Source organism: Neobacillus citreus, from assembly GCF_018343545.2.
In the GTDB taxonomy this organism is placed as follows: domain Bacteria; phylum Bacillota; class Bacilli; order Bacillales; family Cytobacillaceae; genus Neobacillus; species Neobacillus citreus.
Window position 1 is genome coordinate 47112 of sequence record NZ_JAGYPE020000002.1, and the last position, 23660, is coordinate 70771.

Annotated in this window: 23 protein-coding genes; 13 read left to right on the forward strand and 10 right to left on the reverse strand. The window is 40.8% G+C overall.

From position 1 onward, the window contains the following. Positions 1 to 229 precede the first annotated feature (229 nt). A complete protein-coding gene (locus KHB02_RS01875; protein WP_213145379.1) occupies positions 230 to 1516 on the forward strand; it encodes a M20 family metallo-hydrolase in 1287 nt (428 codons plus the stop codon). Positions 1517 to 1570: 54 nt separating this feature from the next. On the opposite strand, the gene KHB02_RS01880 is transcribed toward KHB02_RS01875, so the two are convergent. Further along, a complete protein-coding gene (locus KHB02_RS01880; RefSeq protein WP_213145380.1) occupies positions 1571 to 2635 on the reverse strand; it encodes a sulfite oxidase in 1065 nt (354 codons plus the stop codon). Between the two features lie 126 nt (positions 2636 to 2761). Between KHB02_RS01880 and KHB02_RS01885 the strand changes: the two genes are divergently transcribed. After that, complete coding sequence (locus tag KHB02_RS01885; protein WP_241113667.1) at positions 2762 to 2923, forward strand: hypothetical protein; 162 nt, start codon at positions 2762 to 2764, stop codon at positions 2921 to 2923. Between the two features lie 105 nt (positions 2924 to 3028). After that, entirely contained in the window at positions 3029 to 4174 is a 1146-nt protein-coding gene (locus KHB02_RS01890) for a DUF3800 domain-containing protein (RefSeq protein ID WP_213145382.1), read from the forward strand. 122 nt (positions 4175 to 4296) lie between these two features. Here the strand turns inward: KHB02_RS01890 and KHB02_RS01895 are convergent, their stop codons facing one another. Continuing rightward, positions 4297 to 5814 carry a DHA2 family efflux MFS transporter permease subunit gene (locus KHB02_RS01895; protein WP_476739046.1) on the reverse strand — a complete coding sequence of 506 codons (1518 nt, stop codon included), beginning with the start codon at positions 5812 to 5814 and terminating at the stop codon, positions 4297 to 4299. Between the two features lie 123 nt (positions 5815 to 5937). Between KHB02_RS01895 and KHB02_RS01900 the strand changes: the two genes are divergently transcribed. Beyond that, positions 5938 to 6483 carry a TetR/AcrR family transcriptional regulator gene (locus KHB02_RS01900; RefSeq protein WP_213145384.1) on the forward strand — a complete coding sequence of 182 codons (546 nt, stop codon included), beginning with the start codon at positions 5938 to 5940 and terminating at the stop codon, positions 6481 to 6483. 139 nt (positions 6484 to 6622) lie between these two features. Next, positions 6623 to 8113, forward strand: coding sequence for an argininosuccinate lyase (gene argH / locus KHB02_RS01905; RefSeq protein ID WP_213145385.1), 1491 nt, complete (start codon positions 6623 to 6625; stop codon positions 8111 to 8113). A gap of 102 nt (positions 8114 to 8215) precedes the next feature. On the opposite strand, the gene KHB02_RS01910 is transcribed toward argH, so the two are convergent. Then, positions 8216 to 9439, reverse strand: coding sequence for an NAD(P)/FAD-dependent oxidoreductase (locus tag KHB02_RS01910; RefSeq protein WP_213145386.1), 1224 nt, complete (start codon positions 9437 to 9439; stop codon positions 8216 to 8218). Positions 9440 to 9619: 180 nt separating this feature from the next. On the opposite strand from KHB02_RS01910, the gene KHB02_RS01915 reads away from it, so the two are divergent. Together KHB02_RS01915 and KHB02_RS01920 are read left to right on the forward strand one after the other, a co-directional pair. Continuing rightward, positions 9620 to 9922 carry an EthD family reductase gene (locus KHB02_RS01915; protein ID WP_213145387.1) on the forward strand — a complete coding sequence of 101 codons (303 nt, stop codon included), beginning with the start codon at positions 9620 to 9622 and terminating at the stop codon, positions 9920 to 9922. Positions 9923 to 10094: 172 nt separating this feature from the next. Further along, positions 10095 to 10826 carry a gamma-glutamyl-gamma-aminobutyrate hydrolase family protein gene (locus KHB02_RS01920; protein ID WP_213145388.1) on the forward strand — a complete coding sequence of 244 codons (732 nt, stop codon included), beginning with the start codon at positions 10095 to 10097 and terminating at the stop codon, positions 10824 to 10826. 465 nt (positions 10827 to 11291) lie between these two features. Here KHB02_RS01920 and KHB02_RS01925 read toward each other — a convergent pair whose 3' ends face one another. Then, positions 11292 to 12038 carry a YoaK family protein gene (locus KHB02_RS01925; protein ID WP_213145389.1) on the reverse strand — a complete coding sequence of 249 codons (747 nt, stop codon included), beginning with the start codon at positions 12036 to 12038 and terminating at the stop codon, positions 11292 to 11294. 148 nt (positions 12039 to 12186) lie between these two features. On the opposite strand from KHB02_RS01925, the gene KHB02_RS01930 reads away from it, so the two are divergent. Beyond that, the gene (locus KHB02_RS01930) at positions 12187 to 13248 is read left to right on the forward strand and encodes an LLM class flavin-dependent oxidoreductase (protein ID WP_213145390.1); all 1062 of its coding nucleotides are present in this window, start codon (positions 12187 to 12189) and stop codon (positions 13246 to 13248) included. Positions 13249 to 13294: 46 nt separating this feature from the next. On the opposite strand, the gene KHB02_RS01935 is transcribed toward KHB02_RS01930, so the two are convergent. Next, on the reverse strand, positions 13295 to 13441 hold the full coding sequence (locus KHB02_RS01935) for a hypothetical protein (protein ID WP_213118969.1): 147 nt from the start codon (positions 13439 to 13441) through the stop codon (positions 13295 to 13297). A 179-nt stretch (positions 13442 to 13620) separates the two neighbouring features. On the opposite strand from KHB02_RS01935, the gene KHB02_RS01940 reads away from it, so the two are divergent. After that, positions 13621 to 13848, forward strand: a complete 228-nt coding sequence (locus tag KHB02_RS01940; RefSeq protein WP_213145391.1) for a hypothetical protein — start codon at positions 13621 to 13623, stop codon at positions 13846 to 13848. Here the strand turns inward: KHB02_RS01940 and KHB02_RS01945 are convergent. Both KHB02_RS01945 and KHB02_RS01950 read right to left on the reverse strand, forming a co-directional pair. Continuing rightward, the gene (locus tag KHB02_RS01945) at positions 13845 to 14681 is read right to left on the reverse strand and encodes an RMD1 family protein (RefSeq protein ID WP_213145392.1); all 837 of its coding nucleotides are present in this window, start codon (positions 14679 to 14681) and stop codon (positions 13845 to 13847) included. The two genes, KHB02_RS01940 and KHB02_RS01945, sit on opposite strands and share 4 nt — an antisense overlap. 101 nt (positions 14682 to 14782) lie before the next feature. Continuing rightward, entirely contained in the window at positions 14783 to 15865 is a 1083-nt protein-coding gene (locus tag KHB02_RS01950) for an ArsR/SmtB family transcription factor (RefSeq protein WP_213145393.1), read from the reverse strand. A 107-nt stretch (positions 15866 to 15972) separates the two neighbouring features. On the opposite strand from KHB02_RS01950, the gene KHB02_RS01955 reads away from it, so the two are divergent. The 4 genes from KHB02_RS01955 to KHB02_RS01970 all read left to right on the forward strand — a co-directional run bounded on the left by KHB02_RS01955 (position 15973) and on the right by KHB02_RS01970 (position 20303). Beyond that, entirely contained in the window at positions 15973 to 16785 is an 813-nt protein-coding gene (locus tag KHB02_RS01955) for an MBL fold metallo-hydrolase (protein ID WP_213145394.1), read from the forward strand. Between the two features lie 129 nt (positions 16786 to 16914). Next, positions 16915 to 17712, forward strand: a complete 798-nt coding sequence (locus tag KHB02_RS01960; protein WP_213145395.1) for a DUF2935 domain-containing protein — start codon at positions 16915 to 16917, stop codon at positions 17710 to 17712. Between the two features lie 216 nt (positions 17713 to 17928). Then, entirely contained in the window at positions 17929 to 19152 is a 1224-nt protein-coding gene (locus tag KHB02_RS01965) for an MFS transporter (RefSeq protein WP_213145396.1), read from the forward strand. Positions 19153 to 19274: 122 nt separating this feature from the next. Then, positions 19275 to 20303: a threonine aldolase family protein gene (locus KHB02_RS01970; protein WP_213145397.1), complete on the forward strand. Its 1029-nt coding sequence runs from the start codon at positions 19275 to 19277 to the stop codon at positions 20301 to 20303. Between the two features lie 65 nt (positions 20304 to 20368). On the opposite strand, the gene KHB02_RS01975 is transcribed toward KHB02_RS01970, so the two are convergent. The 3 genes from KHB02_RS01975 to KHB02_RS01985 all read right to left on the reverse strand — a co-directional run bounded on the left by KHB02_RS01975 (position 20369) and on the right by KHB02_RS01985 (position 23639). Further along, on the reverse strand, positions 20369 to 21973 hold the full coding sequence (locus KHB02_RS01975) for a sodium:solute symporter family protein (RefSeq protein WP_213145398.1): 1605 nt from the start codon (positions 21971 to 21973) through the stop codon (positions 20369 to 20371). Continuing rightward, positions 21970 to 22113, reverse strand: coding sequence for a hypothetical protein (locus KHB02_RS01980; RefSeq protein WP_213145399.1), 144 nt, complete (start codon positions 22111 to 22113; stop codon positions 21970 to 21972). Before KHB02_RS01980 ends, KHB02_RS01975 begins: the two co-directional genes overlap by 4 nt. 98 nt (positions 22114 to 22211) lie before the next feature. Then, positions 22212 to 23639 (reverse strand): sigma-54 interaction domain-containing protein, encoded by a 1428-nt coding sequence (locus tag KHB02_RS01985; protein ID WP_213145400.1) that lies wholly within the window; start codon positions 23637 to 23639, stop codon positions 22212 to 22214. Positions 23640 to 23660 lie beyond the last annotated feature (21 nt).

Consider the following 23660-nt stretch of genomic DNA (forward strand, 5'->3'; position numbering starts at 1 on the left):
TCGTCCGTCTAGGTCTTTTTTTGTTGTTTAACATATCTACATAAATTTTGGTAAAATTTAAGAGAGTTCTATATGAAATGGATATTGTGATTGGGACATTTGGAAGTTCCTCCAGAGGATTAGCTGCTTTTAAAAGGGTGCTATGACACCTCTTCCAACGCTTAACAAAGTAAAGGAAATCCTAGGAAAATCGTGGGGAACAATAAGAAATAGACATAGGAGGGTATGTATGTCAAAAGAAAACCTTATATCAAAACTATTAAAAGACTATGATTCCGCACTTAATCACTCGGGTGTAAATGGGGAACGATTAGGGCAAAGATTGGCCATGCTTTCGGAAATTGGTGCCACTGCTGAAGGTGGCGTCAATCGCCCTGGCTTTTCGGCAGAGGAAAAGCAAGCAAAAGAACAAGTGAAAGTATGGATGAAAGACGCCGGTTTAAAGGTTTGGGAGGACGGAGCAGGCAATGTGTTCGGAAGGTTATCGGGATTAGCCGATTCTATGCCAGCAGTTGCTTCAGGTTCCCATGTCGATAGTGTCCCAAATGGAGGGAATTTTGACGGCCCGCTTGGCGTATTGGCCGCCCTTGAGGTAGTCGAGGCGTGGAAAGAAACGGGGCATCGCCCGCAACGTCCATTTGAAGTGGTTATTTTTTCGGATGAAGAGGGAGCACGGTTTAATGGCAGCTTAACAGGAAGCATGAGTTTGATGGGAACGCTTGATATCGAAAAACAGCTTCAATTGACAGATTTTAATGGGGATTCATTTGAAGAAGTCCTTGAAAAATATGGGACTAGTCTCGACGAATTGAAAAAGGCTTCCAGCCACAAGAAGGACATTGGATTATTTATTGAGGTACATATTGAACAGGGAAAGCGGCTTGAAAAGGCAGGGCTCCCTGTCGGCATTGTCAGCGGAATAGCGGGGCCATGCTGGCTGGAAATTATTTTTTCAGGAAAGGCAGGTCACGCCGGAAATACACCGATGGATGACCGGAAGGATGCGCTAGTTGCTGCAGGTGAATTCGTGGTTGCGGTAGAGACATTCCCTGAAAAAGTAAGCTCTACTGCCGTTGCAACGGTTGGGAAGCTTTCTGTTCATCCAAATGGGGTAAACGTCATCCCAGGAGAGGTCTCCTTGTTTGCTGATATTCGTGACATTTACGAGAATACCCGTGATGAACTCGTATCACTTGTTATTGAAAAAGCAAAATCCATTGCTGAAAAACGAGGGATTGAGGTATCGATTAAGGTGAATACCTCTGTTAAGCCTGTACCGATTGATGAAAACATTCAAACGAAGCTGGAAAAAGCATTTCTAGAAAATCAAATTGAGCCAATGAGATTACCAAGCGGTGCCGGACATGATTCGATGATTGTAGGAGAGGAGATTCCAGTCGGCATGATTTTTGTAAGAAGCAAAGACGGAATCAGCCACAATCCAAAAGAATGGTCCTCCCTAAACGATTGCGTAATATCAGTGCATGTGCTTAAAAGCTTTATTGAAAGTTTGTGAAACGCGGGGACGGTTCTTCCGCTTCTGAAGCAGAAGAACCGTCCCCATGTATCATTATTCTACCTTTATTTTAATTTGTGACACCGCATTGTACCCATAGCCCTTCTGGTTCCAGAAAGCGGTATCGGGCTGCAAATGGCCGTTTGAATCATATGCTCGGACCTTGATGGAGTATTCGCGATTTTTTTCAAATACAATAGAATATGACCACTTTATCCATTGAAATTGCCGGGGCTGGCCATGGAGAGTGGCCGTCTTCCATGTTTCACCATCATCCACACTAACCTCAACGGATATAACCACACCTTCGCCAGTCCAAGCGAGACCCTTTATTTCATGCTGGCCAAGCTGCAAGATTTGCCGGTCAAGCGGCTGTTGAATAATCGAATTCACATGGCTCACTGTCACAGGGACGGCCTCTTCATTATTGTTTTTATGAGGATAATAGACATAATCATCTGTCTGGAAGGGCCCGGAAAAAGGATGGTCCACTACACGAATGGTTTTTAGCCACTTTACTGACGCCATTCCGTACCAGCCGGGAACGATTAATCGAAACGGAAATCCATGTTTCGGGCTAATCTGTTTGTGATTATGTTCCCAGGCAACGATGACATCATGTTCCATGGCTTTTTTTAGCGGAAGGCTTCTTACGAAAGGAACATGTTGACCTTTCTTGATCCCAGAATCATTACCCTCAAAGACCACTTCATGGACACTATCCTGAACTCCGGCAATCTGAAGCAGATGAAAGAGGGGTACCCCTTTCCATGTCCCTTGGCTAATCGCCCCATCCTTCCATTGCTCTCCAAACACTTTTGGTCTGAAGTGGGCTCGTTTGTTCCCAGAACACTCAACCACAGCGGTCACTGTTCGGGAAGGCATTGTAGTGATTTGGTTGTATTGAATGGTAATGGGAGTTTTCACTGAGCCTGTGATGGTTAGATAGTACGATTTGGTGGAAAGAGTAGGAAATGGAAAGTGATTTCTTCGATAGGTTAATCCGGTTGGGGTTTCACCGTTTTCAAGAAAATGGATCGGTGTTTCTTGATTATCGGGTTGTAAACTGCGGGTTGTTAGGTAAGGTTTATTTTTAAAAAAAGGATCTCTTGGATACAAACAATCACTCCTTTCCTACCTTATAAATATATTAGAAATATAGACTTATATAAGTCAAAGCCCTTGTCAAAAATAAAATGAGAAGGTTTTATTTTTAGGATGAGGTGAAAATCAATGAATGAACCAATGGAGTATCCGTACATCCTGTACAACGAAGTCATCTTGTATCTTGAATCTAAGTGGCGACGTTCTTTGGATGACCACGAACGGCACTTGTTGATTGAAGGGTACCGTTACGGACGCATGGTGGAAGCGGAAAACGAAATTAGAATACTGTTTGCAAAATAAAGCGGGTGATTCCGCTTTATTTTTTATACCATTGAAATTAAAGGAATTCCCAGAATTTTGTTGAAATAAATAGGTAAATTTCTTTTTATGGTGAGGTGGGAAAAATTGACCGATTTACAATTAGCTTTTATCGATGAATTTGGAAATTATGGATTTGATTTTAACAACCACGACCATTCGACCCACTTTATCATCGTTTCCATACTCGTTAAAGAATCTGAAAAAGAAAACTTAGAACAGCAGCTTCAGAATTATTTTCCGTCAGAAGCAGCGCCTATGGATGATGCCCAAAGATCCAAGCTTTTGCAGGATATTAAGGATTTGCCCTTTAGCATATATGCGTACGTCATTGATAAGCGGAAGGTAAGAGAAGACAGCGGCATCATGCATCAAACACCTTTTATTAAATATGTTAATCGGATGGTTTATGAGGACTTGAACAGAACCTTTGATCAGCTTGATCTTGTAACGGATGAATCTGAAGGGAAGAAATTCTTGCAGGAATTTAAAAGGTACATCATAGCAAGGAGTATTCCGGATTTATTCAATTATTCTTCGTTTGGGTTCAATAACAGCCAGTCTGATATCCTGCTTCAATTGGCCGGCTTAATTGCGGAGACTTTGGGCAATAGCTACGACCGTACTTCTTATTCCGTCCATTCCCATTCATTGTTAAAAATGATTAAACATAAAATTGCCGCTCTTAATCTACTGCCTTTGGATTACCGACATTTTCTTTATGATTACAAAACAGACCCCGCCGACTCCCGATACAACGAGGTAATCATCAAACAAGCCGTCAATTCCTCCTATCAATATATCGAAAAACATCGCAAAAGTGAGGAAGAGGACGAAAGGCTCCGAATCGATTTTTTAAAGTTCCTTTTATTCAATTTGAAGGAAAATCCCGATGAATACGTCTATACTCAAGAAATTCTTGATAATTTGAATGCCATTCGAGATGTGAAAATGAATCAGCATTATTTCCGTTCAAACATTGTTTCGAAGCTGCGCGATAGCGGGTTGTTAATCGCCAGCAGCAATAAAGGCTATAAATTGCCGGTATCCTTAAACGATTTATACGACTTTGTGAATCTATCAAGTTTGACTATTTACCCAATGCTTCAACGAATTTCAAAGTGCCGTGACCAGATTCTCCTTGCGACAAACCAGGAAATAGACATTCTCGACCCGAAGGAATATGGATACCTGAAAAAAATAATTGAAATGGAAAAATTAAAGGCTCAATAAAAAAACCTTTTTAATGGATGGTTACCGTCACCTATCGCAAATAAAATACCTACGAAAAAATGACTATCAAAGGATATGTTTTGATAGTCATTTTTTATTAGCAAATACCAATTATGTTCAGTCTAACTTTCCTCGGCCATTTTAGATGATGATGCAGTTTCTTTTTTACCAGCAGCACTTTTCCCTGGCATAAATAATGTTAAAACGAGTGCAGCAACAGCTAATATCATCATAAAGTAATAGGCATCACTTGAACCTTGAATCGAAGATAGTATTGCTATTTGCTGTGGGGTAGCAGCTGCATTTTCCCCCATTATTTCTGCCGCGTGATTGGTTGCTTGTGCGGTATAAATGGTAATCACTACAGCAGTCCCGATTGCTCCTGCAATTTGACGGACCGTATTATTCACTGCAGAGCCATGTGTACCTAATTGCTTCGGCAATGCGTTCAAACCAGCAGTATTGAGCGGCATCGTAATAAAACTTAGACCAATTCGTAAAAAGATGGTACGAATCATTAAATACATATAAGATGTCGAACCAGTTAAGTCCGTTACAGCCCACATCGAAGGGATGATAAATAAAAGCCCCGTGATAAATAAAGGTTTTGCTCCTAATTTGTCATATAACTTGCCAGTGATTGGAGACAATATGGCATTGAGGATAGAGCCTGGCAATAATAATAGACCGGCTTCAAATGCCGTAAAACCCCGTCCGCTTTGAAGGTAAATCGGTAATAAGATCAAATCGGCATACATCATCATCGTTACTAAAACATTAATTAATGAAGTTAATGTAAATATCTTGTTCTTGAATACAGATAAATCCAATAAGGGTTCATTTGAGCGTATTTGTCGAACACAAAATAAAATTGTAAACACTAATCCAATGATTAACGAAAAAATAACAACAGGCGACTCCCACCCTTTATTACCTGTGTTACTGAAACCATATAAGATAAAGCCAAAACCAATTGTTGAAAGAAAAACACTTACTATATCTAGTTTTGTTTTGGCTGTTTCGGATATATTCACTAAATATTTCAATGCAAATAAAATAACAATCAGCACAAAAGGCACTAAACCAATAAATAGCCATCGCCATGATCCATATTCAATAATATAACCTGCCAAGGTAGGGGCAATGGCAGGGGCAAAGATCATGGCAAACCCAATCAAGCCCATGGCGCTGCCTCTTTTTTCAACTGGAAATATAAATAAAATAACGCTCATCATCAGAGGAATGATAATTCCTGCACCTGCTGCTTGAATCATTCTTCCGATTAATAATAGGCTAAAATTTGGTGCAATCGCACAAATAATGGTTCCAATTAATAAAAACAGCATGGAGCTGATAAATAATTGCCTTGTCGTATAGCGTTTCATTAAAAAGGCTGTTATCGGAATTAATACACCGTTTACAAGCATAAATCCTGTTGACAGCCATTGAACGGTTGTGGCTGAAACAGCAAATACATCCATTAAATTACTTAAGGCAACATTTAACAACGTTTGATTCAATACTGATAAAAAACAACCCGATATTAAAACAAATAATAAGATTCCTTTTTTAACATCTTCTCTTTTTTGTTCCATTTCAAACTCCTTTTCTTTTGTTTGCATCTTCAACACAGTGTCAATAAAATTAATACTAACAGACCCAAAAAGAATTGCCCATCTACAATTTTTTTCAAACTGTCAACTAATCAACATCTATTGGCAATCTGTTGAGGAAAGCGTTAAAAATCGATAAAGGAGTTAAAAATGTCTAATCTAAAAAAAGAAGATCCACGCGCCATTCGTTCGAAAAAAATGTTTAAAGATGCCGTTCTGTCCCTTTTAATTGAAGAACCATCAGTATCACAATTAACTGTTCAAAAAATTGCAGATCGCGCTGAATTAAACAGAGCGACCTTTTATTTACATTATCAGGATATTAACGACCTATTAAGACAGATCACCCTTGAAATCTTTGACGAAATGTCTATAAAGCTAAAACCTTTTATACAAACAGAAATCATAGACGACCGAGAACAATTAGTCATATTTTTAGACTATATTTATGAAAATCGAAAATTTTTTGCTATTTTATTTGAAAATAAAAGTGTCGAAACCAATTTATTCAACCTTATAAAAAATCTCATAGAAACTAGAAGAAATAACAAACAAAAAGAGTTACCGAAAAGTTATGTTTCCATTGATATCCTTACAGCTTCCTTAATGGGGATTATTATGTGGTGGATAAAGGATGGAATTCATTATAGCTCTGAATATATAGCTAACCAAATTTCTTTAATGTACAAGCGATGAACAACTTTTGCTCCGGCTTTTTGTGCCAATAAAGTAATCAGATGTCACTGTCAGAAAATAAATCCCGTATACATATTGCAGGGACAGTTTGGAGGGGAAAAGAATCAACCATCAAAGCCAAAAAATCGGAGTGGACTATATGAACAAGCATCATGAATTTCTCAAAAATGAAGGGAATGCATTTCCAGGAAAAACTTATATTGAAGAGCTGTTAAAGCCAATATTTAATGACCAAAGGGATTTTTTATTTGAGGCTATGTTTGATATTAATCGTGCCCATGTGATTATGCTTTCGGAACAGCAAATCATCAAAAGGGACGAAGCTAAAATCATGCTGGTGGGAATTGAAAAAGTTGCAAAAACTGATAGTACGCTAATTTCATATGACCCTCAATATGAAGATTTATTTTTCATGATGGAGGCAAAAATTGCGGATGAAATTGGTAATGACCTTGCAGGGAAAATCCATATCGGCCGAAGCCGAAACGACATGGGGGTGGCCATGTACCGTTTGGTGCTGAGGGAGCAGCTATTACAGTTGATTAGGAATGGATATCGACTGAGCGAAGCTTTATTGGAGCAATCGGAACAGCATGTGGAAACCTATATGACGGCCTATACCCATACCCAGCCGGCACAGCCGACGACGTTAGGGCATTATTTTTTGGCGATATATGATGTCTTACAGCGGGATTTGAAACGATTATGGGCTGCCTTTGAAACAGTAAACCAATCACCGCTTGGAGCGGCAGCGTTAGCAACGACAGGGTTTCCCATCAGCAGATCGCGGACGTCAGAACTGTTGGGGTTTGACCGGATTGTTGAGAATTCCTATGATTCCATCGCGGGGGCGGATTATATATTGGAAACGGCAACCGCTATCATGACTTGTATGGTGAACACCGGAAGATGGATTCAGGATTTCTTATTATACGTAACGAGGGAATTTGGCGCATTTATGGTAGCTGACCCATATGTGCAAGTCAGCAGTATTATGCCGCAGAAGAGGAATCCGGTATCGGTTGAACATTCACGGTCGCTAGCTAGCAGCTCAGTTGGTGAAGCGCTTGCTTCCATCCAAATGATTCACAATACGCCATTCGGGGATATCGTTGATACAGAGGATGATCTGCAGCCGCATTTATACCAGGCCTTTTCGAAAGCTAACCGCGTGATGAAGCTGATGTATGCTGTGATATTGACACTTCAAGTTAATAAGGGTCATTTAAAGGAAATGTCTGAAAAATCCTGCATCACGATTACGGAACTGGCCGATACATTAACGAGGAAATATAATATCTCCTTCAGGAAGGCGCATTCGGTTGCAAGCGCAATTGCCAATAAAACATGTAAGGGAAAAAAAGAATTAAATGATTGGAAGATTGAAGAGGTTAACTCGATGCTGCATGAATTTGTCGATGTCTCGCTTACTGAGGATGAATGGAAAAACATTATTTCTCCAGAGTACTTTGTAAAGCTTAGAAGCATCCAGGGTGGACCCGATCCAGGTGAGGTGAAGAGGATGATTGTCGAAAGAAAGCAAAGTCTAGGAATGAGGTTACATGAGTACGAACAAATCGTTGACAAATTGTCCAGAAAACAGAAACAGTTAAGGGGATTTTTAGTATAAATATCAAGAGAGCAGGCCCCCAATGATTAATTAGGGGGCTGAAATTCGCCCTTTTAATAATTTTCCACAGTAATAAATTTCTTTTATGATGATTAAGTATTTTCACCCCATAATTCTCATTAGTTCTTTTTCCAATTCAGCCGGTTCGTTTGCATAGTTGTAAATTCCCAGAAACTTCTCAACAGCTTTAGGGTGAGTGCTAATCAGCTTATTGACAGCGTCTTGCTGCTCAGAAATCCGTTCATTTTTGGATATTTCGCAGCCCATATAAAAACGGACCATAAACTCATCTTCCAGTGCCTTTTGATACTCCTCTGACATTTTTGGCCATTGTTGATATTGATTTTTATATTTTACTAGTATTTCGGAAAGTATTTTTGCGCCATATACCGCATCATGGATCCCTTGTGCCATGCTTGGGTCTTTAAAACAAACGGCATCCCCAACCAGCGCCCAGCCATGTCCCATCCCGGTATACCAGAAGTTTTCATAGCCTAGAATCCCTTTGATCGGTTCAACAAGGGTGGCCTGCTTTAGCCGGGAACCGATAGTGGTGTTTGGAAAACCTTCCGTTAATAGGCTGCGAAGACTTTCTTCCGGGTTATTCTTCAAGTTCTGAATGAAATCTTTGTTGTCTAATGGGAATATTCCAACAACGGTACATAGGTCATCATTTGTAGGAAAGAGAATCGCCGTGTTGTCTTTTACCCTGTGTACTTCAAATTTCGGTACAAGATCGTTGTTAAAGTTTCTGAAATACCCATAATAAATGCCTACTTTTGCGGGCACACGCAATTTTTGCTTGCTGTCAGTAAGCCTGCGGATGGTCGAGTTTCTTCCGTCGGCACCAACAATGATATCGGCAATAAATTCTTGATCAAGGCCATTAGAATCAGTCCCTTTGATACCAACTATTGCTCCATTTCGGCGGATGATGTCCGTTACCCGAAATCCTTCTAAAACAGTCACGCTCTTATGAGTTTTAGCGTGCTGTAGAAGAATTTGATCAAGATATGTTCTCCTTATACAATAACAACTTTCCTCTCCAAGAACTTCAGGTATTTTCCCTTCAATCGTGGTATCCTCGAACTTAAACTTTATATCTTTAACAGGAGGCGCATTGGTTTCCAATAACTTTTCAAGCACACCCATTTCGCGGAGAAGCGCGGTGGTATTATTGAAAAAGGTATGAGTGGATAGAGTATCACTAGGGAAAGAAGACCGGTCAATTAACAAAACCTGAAAACCTGCCTTTGCTAGATAAATAGCTAAAGAGGAGCCTGCACATCTTGCTCCAGTAATAATTACGTCAAACTTTTTTCTCATTAGATCACTCCGTATAGAATATTTAGTCTGTGAAATCAATCAATCGTAGCTAAAATAAGATTATGGAACTATTATTTAAAAAATTACGATTATTTTAATTCGGGCATTTATTCATAAAAGGTATTTTTATGGAAAAATCCGAAATATAATACATTGCAGAATATATAAGGGGGAGTTTTTATGGCCAAAATGATTATTATGTATGAACAACCGATTGATAAGGAAGCATTTGATCAACATTATTTTAATGTTCATGTTCCATTAGGAAAGAAGATTCCTAACATTTTGCAGGAATCGGTTCGCTACGTCCTGCAGACTCAAAATACTGATCTAAATTTGTATTTAATTACTGAGCTTGAGTTTGAGAGTGTGGACACATTAACACAGGCATTGGTCAGTCCTGAGGCGAAAGCAGCTGAAGAGGATGGTCCTAATTTAATGAGATTCTTAAAGAACCCCCCAATTATTACGATTGTGGAATAGCTTCATTGGAAAATCAGTTACATTTTGCGGATAGCAATAAAAGTCTATTAGTAGAAGTTTAATATGAATCATTTTCTAGTTTCATTAAAACTTTTTTATGATATATTTTGAATAATGCCATCATTTGAAAAAATGGTGGTTTTTAGTGTTGCTACATACGAGGGGGATGAAAATGCATAAGAAACCAATTATCGGCATAACAGGTGCCTACGTTAACCATAACGAATATATGGAAGGAGTTTATGTCCATCATGATTATCATAAAAGCATAGCGGCAAATGGAGGAATCCCGATTGTGCTTCCTTTTATAAATCCTGAATTGGCTGTAGAAACTCTAGGACTATGTGATGGAATCATCCTTAGCGGTGGAGAGGACGTCGATCCAAAGTATTATGGACAAGACCCTCATCGCCGTTTAGGGCCGACTACTCCAGAACGGGATTTGACTGAAATAGCCATTGCAAAATATGCAATTGAGAATAATATTCCGCTGCTTGCGATTTGCAGAGGCGTCCAAATTTTAAATGTAGCCTTAGGCGGGACATTAATACAGGATATTTCGAGCCAAGTAAAGGAGCCAATCCAGCATACGCAAAAGATTGATAGGAGCAGGGATAGTCATTGGGTGAATATCTCAAAAGATAGCAAGTTATTTGATATGATAGGTTCTGAGCGGGTAAGAGTTAATAGCCTTCATCATCAAGCTTTGGATACGGTCGCTGCCGATTTACGTGTGGTTGCGATGGCATCTGACGGAATTATTGAAGCAGTAGAGTATATTCATCCAACCACATTTACTTTAGGAGTACAGTGGCATCCGGAATCTATGGCTAGTACTAATTCGGTGATGAACAATTTATTTGTGGAGTTCATTAAAAGCAGTGTAAAGGTGCCGGTTTTCTAAGTGGTTCTTACCATAAATATAAAGAAAGGGTGTCAGTGGGTTTTGACACCCTTTATAGAATTTTTAAAACAACCTCATTTGCTCGGATTCAGGTCCTGCCTTAGACTTCGTTTCCGGCAGTTTGTATCCCATTGATTTATAGCCCTTCATTCTTTTTTCAAACATAAAATTTAGGTTGTTTTTAATGAGTGTTACTCCTAAACTTGAAAGTTTTCATAATACCTATTAAGGTGTTTTGGAATTTAAAGACAAAAATGAGGTGGGTGGCAGTTAAAATGTCCAATAGAAGCCTTTTAAAAGACAAAACGAGTGGTGGCGAGTACCAAAATGTCCAATAAAAGGCCACTAAAAGACAAAACAAGTGGTGGCGAGTAGCAAAATGTCCGATAGAGGCTTTCTAAAGGACAAAACGAAAGAGTGCAGACACCAAGGTGTCCATTAGAAGATTTTTAGAAAGAAAAACTTTTACCCCTTATTCAACAACGTCCTCGGATTCGCATTCAACACCATTAACGCGAAAATCAATATCCCCGACACAAACCAAATCGCTTTCGTACCAAAATGCTGGGTGAACAGGGTACCTAGCAATGCTCCCACTAAAAATGAAACGATCACAACGCTAAAATCGAAGAATTGCTGGATGCCCTGACGGTTGCGTAACACAAACGCAGAATAGGCTGCTTCGGCTGCCGTCCGCAAATTACCAGTCACCATCGCAGAATTATAGGGCCACTTTACCAAAGTCCGAAACGACGAAATTTGAACAGAGGAAACGAAGGCAATCGTTATAACCACAAACGTATTTGGCACGGCCGCTGGCAGGGCTCCGACAAACAAAAGGACGAGACTTTCTAAGAAAAGAACCGACCGCGCGGGATGAGGGAACTTCCTCGTAATAAACGGTTGTTTCAAGCTTTGAGCAACTACAACCCCGATTACAAAGGCCAAAATAGGCGGTATATGCCTCCAGCCTTGATTCCAATTTCCTTTTGAAACCTCAACTCCCAACAATACAAGATTGCCGGTTTGGGAAGTTGCAAAAACACCATCTCTGCTCACATACGTATACGCATCCAAGAATCCGCCGATTAACGCCAGCAAGATACCCAATCCGATGGATTCAGGCGTTAAATGCGGCACTCTTTCAACGCCTCTATGTATTTGCTCCCGTACAGCATAAAGCGATACCTTTTTATTATAAGTTTTATCCATTAAGACTCTCCCCAAGCACGCTTTTCCTAATAGATTAACCATTTTTTCAACGTATTACATATTAAAATAAGGCGTTCAGGCTATTTTCTTGGTATAAACACACAATAAATGATAAAAAAGAATTAAAAGTCATTCAGGGGGTTTTTTAGTGGAAATAGGTATTAGCACGTTTGTAGAAACAACGCCGGATGTCCAAACTGGCGAGGTAATAAGCCATGCCCAGCGAATTAGGGAAGTGGTTGAGGAAATCGTTTTAGCAGATCGGGTCGGTCTTGATGTATTTGGTGTAGGTGAGCATCATCGAGAGGATTATGCAGCGTCTGCACCTGCAGTTATTCTAGCGGCAGCGGCCTCTCAAACCAAACAGATCCGTCTGACAAGCGCTGTAACAGTTTTATCCTCTGATGACCCTGTCAGGGTATTTCAGGATTTTTCAACACTTGACTGTATCTCGAACGGACGGGCCGAAATTATGGCTGGACGCGGTTCCTTTATCGAATCGTTTCCGTTGTTCGGATATGATTTAAATGATTATAATGAGCTTTTTGATGAAAAACTAGAGCTTTTATTAAAGATCCGTGAATCGGAAAAAGTGACCTGGCGTGGAGGCCACCGTCCGGCAATCGACAATCGTGGCGTTTATCCTAGACCAGTTCAGGACCCGCTCCCTATATGGATTGGCAGCGGCGGTACCAGCGAATCAGTGGTCCGGGCAGGCCTGCTTGGACTTCCATTAGTCCTCGCTATCATCGGAGGAAGTCCTGTACATTTTGCACCGCTAGTCAAGCTTTATAAACGAGCTGCCGCCCGCGCAGGTCATGACCCGGAGAAGCTTCCGGTTGCCTCGCATTCGCATGGGTTTATAGCGGAGACTACAGAAACTGCTGTTGAAAAGTTTTTCCCGCCGACCCAATATGCCATGAATAAACTTGGCCGGGAGCGCGGCTGGGGCCAATACGACCGCACAAGCTTCGATGCTGCACGCAGCTTTGAAGGGGCTCTTTACGTTGGAGACCCAGAAACAGTCGCCGCAAAAATCATTCATTTGCGAAAAAATGTTGGGATTACCCGGTTTATGCTGCATGTCCCTGTTGGCACCATGCCTCATGAAGACGTGATGAAAGCGATTGAGCTTTTAGGAAAAGAAGTGGCACCAATTGTCCGTGAGGAAGTAGCTAAATGGGAAGCGTCTGGCGGAGGAAAAGAATAGGTCTAAATAAAAGAAGGCATGCTTAAGTGGCATGCCTTTTGTGGTGTTATGATACATCTGTTAATTCTGATAAATGAACCAATTCGATGTGATGCAAGCTTCCTACTTCTTTAATTTCGCAGTACCCAGAAGTGTACTTAAAAAGGATGACATACCTCTTGCCGTTATAAATTACAGGAGTGTTGTTGTCCATTCTATTCCCGCCTTCCGAAATCCTTATTATCATTGTACAAACCTTTCTTTATTTTTATATGAAGCTTATTTTAAAAATATGTTATAAATTTGCGAAAAAAATCGAAAAATCGTGTTAGATTTTGGCTGAAGGTAGGACAAGCTAAAATTTAATACATGAATGTTAAAGGAGTTTAGACCGTGAAATCATATGAGATTAACAACATGATTATCGATGATGACTTTGCAAGCGAAGAATATATAACGGTGGATTTTATTCATCAGGAGAAACAATATAGTATTACATTCAAAAAATCGGACCTAGAAGTGATGAACAGATGGGTGTATGAGGATGGCACGTCTCTTCCGGCAGAAATACCGGAAGAGCTGATTGAATCAATCAGAGAAGATGTCAAAAATAGAATTTAAGGAATCCACCCGATAATTTGCAAAATAGTCAGGACAATTTCAAACAGGATGAGAATGACGATAATCCATTCCACGAACAGGCCGCGGATGGAGTGGCTGATAGTCGAAAAACCATCCATGATATTGTATAGGATGTCCGTTTTGCTTTTTAAGATTTTATAGCGGTCATTTAGTTCGAAAAATTCGATCATCCTATCATAAAAATCACTAGCTGTGCTGCTAGTCCAGGTGATGTCGGGCTTATCAAGAATCATGATATAGGCTAGGGTGTTATACTCGTGCCGCACAATTTTCGCTGTTGTCCGGGCGAGTTCCTTGTTGCCGATTCTCAAGTTTCCTTTTTCAAGCCGGTCAATCATGTTTTCAAGCTTATCATGAATCTTTCCGAGTTGTTCTTCTGTTTTTTCGAGGGCCACTGATTTAGCGAGAACCGTGGAAATTAGCTCAGGATAGAAATCCTCAATTTCCGGGACTACCACGTATTCGTCAGCAAGTTCGAGGTTCTCGTTTTCTCCGATGTGCAGGCTGTAATCGTCTGTGTATTTGCCTGCGATGTTGAGATCGACGTCCGGCTCGAAGGAACGAATAAAGCGAAATACTATGTGGAAATCTTCTTCGTTTGTATGATTGATAAAGACGATACTGCCAAAGGAAAAAATCAATACCATTTGCATGTCGGAGACCTCTTGCATGAGGATCGAGCGTAAAACATCTCTCTTTAGAACTAAAGGCTCCTCCCAGGTGAATTTTTTCGGTATTCCGCAATGAATGGCAATTTTGTTTAAATCAATTTCATTTGTGATGGCGAATGCTTTAAAGGTAATGGCCTCCATTGTTACCACCTTTGAGTATATTTTCTAAGCTTATTAAAGTGTATTCGGTATGCCGAGACGAATTCCCTGCATTATTTTTGAAAAAGAACCCCATTGGGTTGTTAATCCAAAAAATCCGTTCCTTTGATATATTGTGTCAAGCCTGATTTAATTTCACTAAATGATTTTTCCAGTAAATGATAAAAAACATAATAGCTTTTTCGCTTGGAAGCGATTAGGCCTGCATCTTTTAGTAGTTTTATATGTTTAGAGACGGCACCCTCAGTCATTCCCATCAGTCCGGCCAGTTCTCTGGTCGACCGGGGCTTTTGGGATAAATATTTAACAATCTGAAGCCTGCTTAAGTCTCCTAGTGCGTGGAACAACCTTAATAATTCCTCTGGCGGCATGGGCCGAGCAGCTTCCTGCTGATTTTCCATGATAGAGTAGTTAATCCCTACTGGTTTATGGGCATTAACAAATAAATGCGGCCAGGCGAAGTAGGAAGGTGTTAACAGTAAGATATCGTCTTTCTCAAAATAAATCTCCCGTTTTGAAATTCTTCTGATAACGGCTTTCTTTTGATTAGGATGAATATCAATTTCCGGCGAAAGGCTTCCCAATAGATGTAGAGGCCCTTCCTTCATAAGCTTTCTGCCGCGGGAAGCAATATCCTTTAGAAAAAGTTCCTCTATTCTACTCCAGTCATCTTTCACGCATGTTTTCCAAAAATCCTCCAGCAACGTCAAAAATCTCTGTTTTACCTGTTCCGGTTTTTCCGCCAAAGCTAAGATAATTTCCTTTGAGTCAGAGTAAACGCTGCCGGCAAATTGGACAAAGTCTTGTTGAAGAGTCTTAGGCGTTGCTTTTTGGCCTAAGATGGTTTCTGCAACAGTTTGGAAAAATGCATCAGAAGAGACGCAGCTTAGTTTATTCAGATCCTCCCCAAAATCGCTGATTGTAGAATTCTCTTGTAGTCCCCAGAAAGTGACAATGGGCCTCTTATAAAATATGCTGAAGGCATCAATTTCTTGTTTTAAAGCGGGGTTGACTTTCTTCCTGGCATTTATTACCCATGGGATATGGAGCGGGTGGTGCTTGCAATCAATGAACACGTGAAGGGCGATTAAAGTTTCGTGTGCGGCCGAATATCCAAATGAAATTTGTTCTGATGATAGATTCGTAACATCTAAGGAAAAAGACACCGTTCTCACTCCCAACTGATTTACTCTTTACTCAATAAGTAGTCCGGCCAAAGGCCGTCGTCATATAATTCCATTATAATACAATCGGTAAAAAGGAGAGGAACTAGATGAGCGAAGAATTTTACAGCAAGCATTTTGATTTGGAAAGAGTGGGGGACGGGGTGTTTGCCGCGATTGCAAAGGAGGGCGGCGGTGCGGTTGGAAATGCCGCATTTGTGGATTTAGGCGGCCAGACGATTGTGTTTGATACATTTAATACGCCTAATGCCGCTGAAGATTTGAAAAAGGCAGCGGAAAGGGAAACCGCCCGTCAGGTTACATGGGTGGTGAATAGCCATTTCCATGGGGACCATATTCGCGGCAATCAGGTGTTTAAAGACAGTACGATTATTTCTAGTCAAATCACGTATGAGAAAATGCGGGACATTCATCCGGCACGAATCGAGCAGCAGAAACGGGACATCACGGAACTTACCCAATATATTCAAACTTTAAAAGAACAATTGGGGCAAAATCATAATAGGGAACTAGAGAACAAAATCAGCTTTTTAACGGAAGTGGAAGCGTCCCTGCCATCGCTGGAGTTGACCCTGCCGAAGCAAACGTTTGAAGACGAAAAGGTTTTTATCGGAACCAAAAGAAGCGCAAAACTATTCACGCTAGGCGGCGGACATTCTTACTGTGATGCCATGCTCTTGATTCCGGAGGAAAAGGTCCTATTTATGGGAGACTTACTATTTGTCCAAACCCCGCCAACATACTTTGAAGAATCAAACCCTCGGCAATGGATGAAAATTCTAGAAGTTGTAGAAAATCTTGATTTTACAAAAGCCGTCCCAGGCCACGGCCCGGTTGGAACAAAAAACGATGTGCAAAGCATGAAAACGATGCACGGGGACGGTTCTCGTGTTTCAAAATGAATGATTCAATTTCTTCAAATATCATGAGGTACCTACAAGCTTCTGAATGGTTATAGATCGGCAGTGTTCCCTCATAAAATAATAATGACGTTTGGGAATAAGATGTATTTTTTTAAGGGGGAGCTCAACATGAATAACACCTTTGCCAAGACTGCCAGCTTTGAGCATGCTTTCTGGCTGCAAATACTTGGAGACCATTCGCGGTTTATTTACGAGGCACTGGCACCCGTTCAAAAAGAGGAGATTGAAAAAGCCGTCAATTTCATTGGGATATTTGATCGTCTTTTGAATCAAGTAAAAACGGCTGATCCAAAGCGATTGGCAGCCCAAGCAGAACCAGAGGTAATGAGACTTCGGGAATTTAAATTAGACATGCTAAGTAAACACCTGATTGGAAAAATCAAAATCCACCTTTCCCCAACCTTCCTCAACCATATGGTCAACGAATTAGAGGAATATGTACGGATTCTAAAGCACTTGAAAGCAGGGCAGGTCCCGCCTGTCTACCATGAAGTGCATCATCATCTTGTTTGGTTATTGGATGCGGCAGGCCATTCGGATGCGATTTCCTCTAATTTGGACGGTGTGGAGAAAAGCTTAAGAGAGAAAAGTGATAAATTTACGAAGGATTTTGAGGCATTTTATTTAAAGGCAGTCGAGATGGCAGGTTACTTACGGACCAACCTGGCGGCATTTCCGGCGTTGGCAAAATTTAATGCGGACGCTACCTTGGGAATCAAGCTTTTTCAAAACTTTTTAAAGGAAATCGAAGAACTGGAGTTAAGCAATCAGGCTTTGGGAACATTTGCCCCGTTAATGGCGGACCATATGTGGCGTGAGGAATGCTATTATCTTACCAAACTGTCGGAAGCAGCCAACATGGAAATGCCGAATTGTGACCCCACGAAGCCGAGGCTTCAGGATTAAATTAATGCGTGACAGCCTACTATAATTATGTTACTATAAGAAAAAATAAATCTCCTTTAATATGGTCCAGAGAGGCCAAAAAGGGTTGTACGGAAACACTCATATATCTTTTTGTATATGAAACCCTTTTGTCTCTTTACCGACGGAAGGGTTTTTATTTTTGCAAAAGTATCTTTTAATCAGGGTCCAGAGAGGCTCGAAAGGAGAATGACAGCAATGAATTATCAGAAAAAAACAGTAGTTGCATCAGTTGCAGGTTTAACGTTAGAAGGTATGGACATCATGTTTATTTCCTTCGCCATGTCAATGATTATTGCTCATTTTCATATTGATATGGCAACAGGCGGACTTATTTCTTCAATTACCAATTTGGGAATGCTAGTTGGGGGAACAATTTTTGGAATTTTGGCAGATAAGTTTGGCCGAGTAAAAGTTTTCACCTATACGATTATTTTGTTTGCCATCGGAACAGCGTTAACCGGTTTGGCAACAAATATTGAACAAGTATATATCTTTCGCTTTATCGCAGGCCTAGGTGCAGGCGGTGAATATGGAATTGGTATGGCGCTAGTTGCAGAAGCATGGCCAAAGAACAAGCAGGGGCGCGCTTCCTCCTATGTAAGCGTCGGTGCCCAATACGGTGTCATCCTTGCCGCGCTTCTAAGTGCTCTCATTCTCCCTAATTGGGGATGGAGAGGATTGTTCTTCGTCGGAATTATTCCAGTAATCTTTGCCTTTATGGTTCGTAAAAACTTGGACGAGTCGCCGGAATGGGTGGCCGCCCAAAAAGAGAAGAAGTTGGTTAAAAAGCAAGGGAATTTAAAGCAATTGTTTGCAACTCGCAGAACGGCCTTTACGACAGTAGCTTTGGCCATCATGGCAACAGTACAAATTGCCGGCTATAATGGTTTAATGATTTGGCTGCCATCAATGCTTCAAAAATCACAAGGATTGTCAGTGTCAGGTTCTGCACTTTGGACGATTAGCACCGCGGTTGGAATGATTGTCGGGATGTTAACGTTTGGACAATTTATCGACCGCTTCGGAATGAAACGCACATACGGAATCTTCTTATTAGCTTCAGCAGTAGCAGTATTTTTATACTCCTACGCATCAGGAAGTGCCGGTGTCTTAATCGGCGGTGCCATCGTCGGATTTTTTGCTAATGGAATGTTTGCCGGCTATGGTGCTTTGATTAGCCACTACTATCCTGTAGAAGTGCGCAGTACTGCCACTAACACGATTTTCAACTTTGGCCGGGCGCTTGGCGGATTATCACCGATTTTAGTAGGATTTATCCTTCAGCATGCGAACGTAACAGTTGCCATGGGCTACCTCGCAGTGCTTTACTGTGTATCATTTATTGCGATGCTCAGCTTGAAAAAGGGAAAGGCGGAGCAAACAAAAGAACGCTACGTCCCTACTGCAAAGGCAGTGTAACTTCTGTTAAAGCCATCACCAGGGGTGATGGCTTTTTTAGTACGCAAATTTAGAAATTATTTAAAAAATAATGTTACAATGGAAAAATAATTCTATTTTTGAAAAAATGGAGGCAAACACGAATGTACAGCTTTAAGAATGATTACAGCGAAGGTGCACATCCTAGAATACTGAACGCTTTGATGGAATCTAATTTCGAGCAGGAAGACGGGTATGGTGAGGACCGCTATACCAGTGAAGCGATTAAACTTATCAAAGAAAAACTGGAGCGTACTGACGTAGATATCCATCTTTTAGCTGGTGGTACGCAAACAAACTTAACCGCAATTTCTGCTTTCTTAAGACCACACGAAGCGGCGATGGCAGCTAGTACTGGCCATATTCTTGGACATGAAACAGGAGCGATTGAAGCGACCGGGCATAAAATCATTTCGATTGACACGAAGGATGGTAAGCTGAATCCTTCCCATCTTCAAGCGGTTCTTGACGGACATCCGGATGAGCATATGGTGAAGCCGAAGCTCGTTTATATCTCCAATTCCACTGAAATTGGAACTATTTATAAAAAGAATGAACTGGCGGCATTAAAAGATTTTTGTGATGAAAACAATCTGATTTTATTTATGGACGGCGCGAGATTAGGGTCGGCATTGTGCTCCTCGGAGAATGATCTTCAGTTAAGTGACCTTCCTGCATTGGTGGACGCTTTTTATATCGGTGGTACGAAGAACGGTGCACTGATTGGGGAGGCGTTAGTGATATGCCGTGACTCGCTGAAGGAGGATTTCCGCTATCATATAAAGCAAAAGGGCGGGCTTCTGGCAAAAGGAAGGCTGCTTGGCATCCAGTTTCTTGAACTGTTTCGGGACAACCTATTTTTTGACTTGGCAGGGCATGCGAATCGGATGGCGGATTTGCTAAAAGTTGAATTAAGTGGGGCCAATATTCAGTTTCTGACTGATTCTCCTTCCAATCAAATTTTCCCCATCCTGCCAAATACGGTGATTTCTGAATTAGAAAAGAAGTATGCATTTCATATTTGGGAAAAGGTCGATTCCGATCAATCTGGGATTCGCCTTGTAGCCTCTTGGGCGACAAAGGAAGACAAGGTGGCTGCATTTATTGATGATTTAAAAAAGGCACTCACATAAAGAGAAAGACTGTTAAAAAACTAGCACCACCAAGCGGTGCTAGTTTTTTAAGAAGGCAAAATCATCTACATAGCAAGTGTCAGCGGCCAATAATAGAAGACGAAAGTAACGATTATGATCAGAATACCGCTTGCAACCAGGTACAATGGATATCTTCGGGTTATTGATATTTCCTCTTTTTCGTTAGCTTCAATCGGACGTTTTAAAATGTTTTCTAGGAAGCTTCTTTCCTCGATTGTGATTTCTCCAAATTTAGAACCGAAATATAATGCAAGTGAGCTAAGGATGACACCAATAATAACTGGATTCAGGTAAACAGGAAGCGTGATGCCCATTTTTTTCAATACTTCTCCCAACACAACTCCTAAAAATCCCATAATAATGCTCCATAACGCCCCAGTTTTCGTTACCTTTTTTGAATAAATACTGGCAAAAGCTACTGGTCCCCAAGAAGCAGCGAACAGTGTGGCGGCAAAATAACCAATCCACATGATGGAAGGCGGCTGCCAAAGTCCAATCAAAAGAATGATAAAGCTAACGACAATCATCGAAATGCGGCTGACTCTTAGCAAGTGTTTGTCCGAATATGTTTTGTTTCGGGATTGCTCCATGATATCCCTCGTGATGCTTGACCCAATCAGCTGCAGGAAACTGGCGCATGAGGATAAGGCAGCAGCCATAATCCCGCTTATGATAACCACGCCTAGCCACTTTGGCACCATGTTCATAGCGGCCCAAATAAATACTTTTTCCGTAGGATTTATATCTGGGTTCACAGTGGTAATCGTTGAGATACTAATATGAAGAAACAAATAAATGGTAATGATGGAGATTGTCGCCCAAACGCCAGATCGAATTGCAACATGTTCGTTTTTCGCCATTAAGTAGCGGCTGCTTTGCCATGGGCTGATGGCGATAACTGCCGACCAAACCAATCCTAAGATAATGGCCCAAACCAAGGCCTCCCACGGTTCTCCCATATAATTTCCAGGTCCGGTGATGCCGTGCCAGCTTAATAAATCAGGGCGCTCCGGGTTAGTCGCAGCTTTGATGATTGCATCAGGAAACCCTCCTGCCTTGCCTATGATAAAAGGAAAAGATAAATAAGTTGCAATCGAAAACAAGAAAAACATGATTGTGTCATTGACCATTACACCTTTAGCTCCTGAGAGAACGGTGAAGGATGCATAAACAATCCACATAATCAGCAAGGCCACGGTGTAGGAGACTCCTGAAATTTCCGACAGTAGCACAGCCCCGCCTTGGGTGACGGCGACTAGATAAGCGGAAATTCCCAGGATTGTTGTAATCGCGGCGGCCAATCTTACTTTGTTGGACTGAAAGCGATTACCAAAGTATTCGGGCACCGTTAACGATTTACTTCTTCTCAAGTATCGCCCAAAAAAGAAAACACCTACCACATAACCAGTTGCATTAAAGGTTACAAGAATTAATAAAAGAATAGGATAGCCTTCATAGGAGAATCCTGCTTCACCCATAAAGGATACGGTACTTAAAAACGAGGCAACCAGTGTCCCTGTAACCATTAAGGTTGATCCTTTTCTTCCGGAAACATAATATTCCTCAGAGCTTTTTACCTTTCTTGAAAGGACCACACCAATGAGGATATACAAAATAAAGGAAATAATGATGCCAATTGTATAGATCATGATATCTCCGCCTTTTCATCCGTATTGACCGATTGTTTAGCTACAACGTTGGAATCCATTTTCCGGATAAAAACATGTGTAATAAGACCAAGAATAATCAGTGATCCTCCATAGCCAATAGAAAATAGAAATTCGCCCATCCACAGCACTCCTTTGCATTAATTGGTTTCAATAAATATTAATGCAAATTCTGTGCCAATTCTAAAAATTCGGGTATTTCTGATAAAAAAGAATCCTATTACTTCAAATTATACTTATGAAGCTTTCTCATAATGGTGGTTTGATTCACACCAAGCGCCTTCGCTATTTTTCTGGTGGTTTTATACTTCGATAAGGCATAGGAAAGGACCTGCCTCTCTGTTTCTTCCACTGCTTGTTTCAAAGGCATTCCTTTCTGCGAAAATTCCTTTTGAATCCGCTGATCCATGGCAATGGGTAAATCTTCTAGGCTTAATAGGGACTTATGTGCTGTAACGACGAGATGTTCAATGAAATTCTCAAGCTCCCTGACATTTCCCCGCCATTCCTGAAGCTGGATGCAAATTTTCGCATTTTCATCCAATTGGACTTGCTGCGAATATTTCGTGTTGAATTTTTCAAGAAAATAATCGGTCAGTCCCAAAATATCCTGTTTTCGTTCTCGTAAAGGAGGAATTCTTAACGGAACAACATGTAAACGGTAGTATAGATCCTCACGGAATTTCTTCTCTTCAATCATTTCCATGAGGTTCTTATTTGTCGCTGAAATAATACGGATGTCCACATGTTTTTCGGATGTACCGCCTACCTTTTTGAACGATTTATCCTGAACTAGGTGAAGGATTTTTACTTGCAGCTCCATGGGCATTTCGCCAATTTCATCTAGAAACAGTGTACCGCAATCTGCCATTTCAACCAGTCCTGCCTTACCCCGTTTATTGGCCCCCGTAAACGCTCCAGCTTCATAACCAAATAATTCGGATTCCAATAATGTGTCTGGGATGGCACCGCAGTTAACCTGTACAAATGGATTAACCTTTCTCGGGCTGTAGTCGTGAATAATCCTTGCCAATACCCCTTTACCAACACCGGATTCACCATGAATTAAAATAGAAGAGTCAAGTGGTGCAACCTTTTGGGCCATTTGCAGTGTCGTAATCATGTTTTGAGACTGCGTAATAAAGGTTTGCCGGCCTGTGGTCAGGACGATTCTATTTTCCTGGTGGAGGGCAGAGAATTCTGAAAGTCTTCTTTTCATTTCCACGAGTTCAGAAATATCCCTCGAATTACATACAATTCGGTATAATTTTCCTTCCTCATCAAAAACGGGTTTAGCTGTAGCGAGGACAGTCTTGCCGTTTGGATAAGTTTGTTCATTGGATTGAACCGCTTGTGTTTTCATTGTTCTCAACGTGACGGATTCCTTAATAATCCCTTTTTCTTCGAGTTCACGGATGTTCTTATGGATAAACGCCTCAGGTGGAAGGCCGGTAAAATATTTGCACGAGTCACTTACAAATAAAACATCACCATTCGCATTCGTAACAAAAATTTCATCATAGCTTGAATTCAGAATTTGTGTTAGTTCTTTAATTTTTCTTAGGGAGATATCTAATTGCTCTTGAAGAGATTCGTTTACATTCATCAGATGGGTAATGGTTTGCTGATATTGGTTTACATCAACCATACTTTCACTTCCTTTTTATTG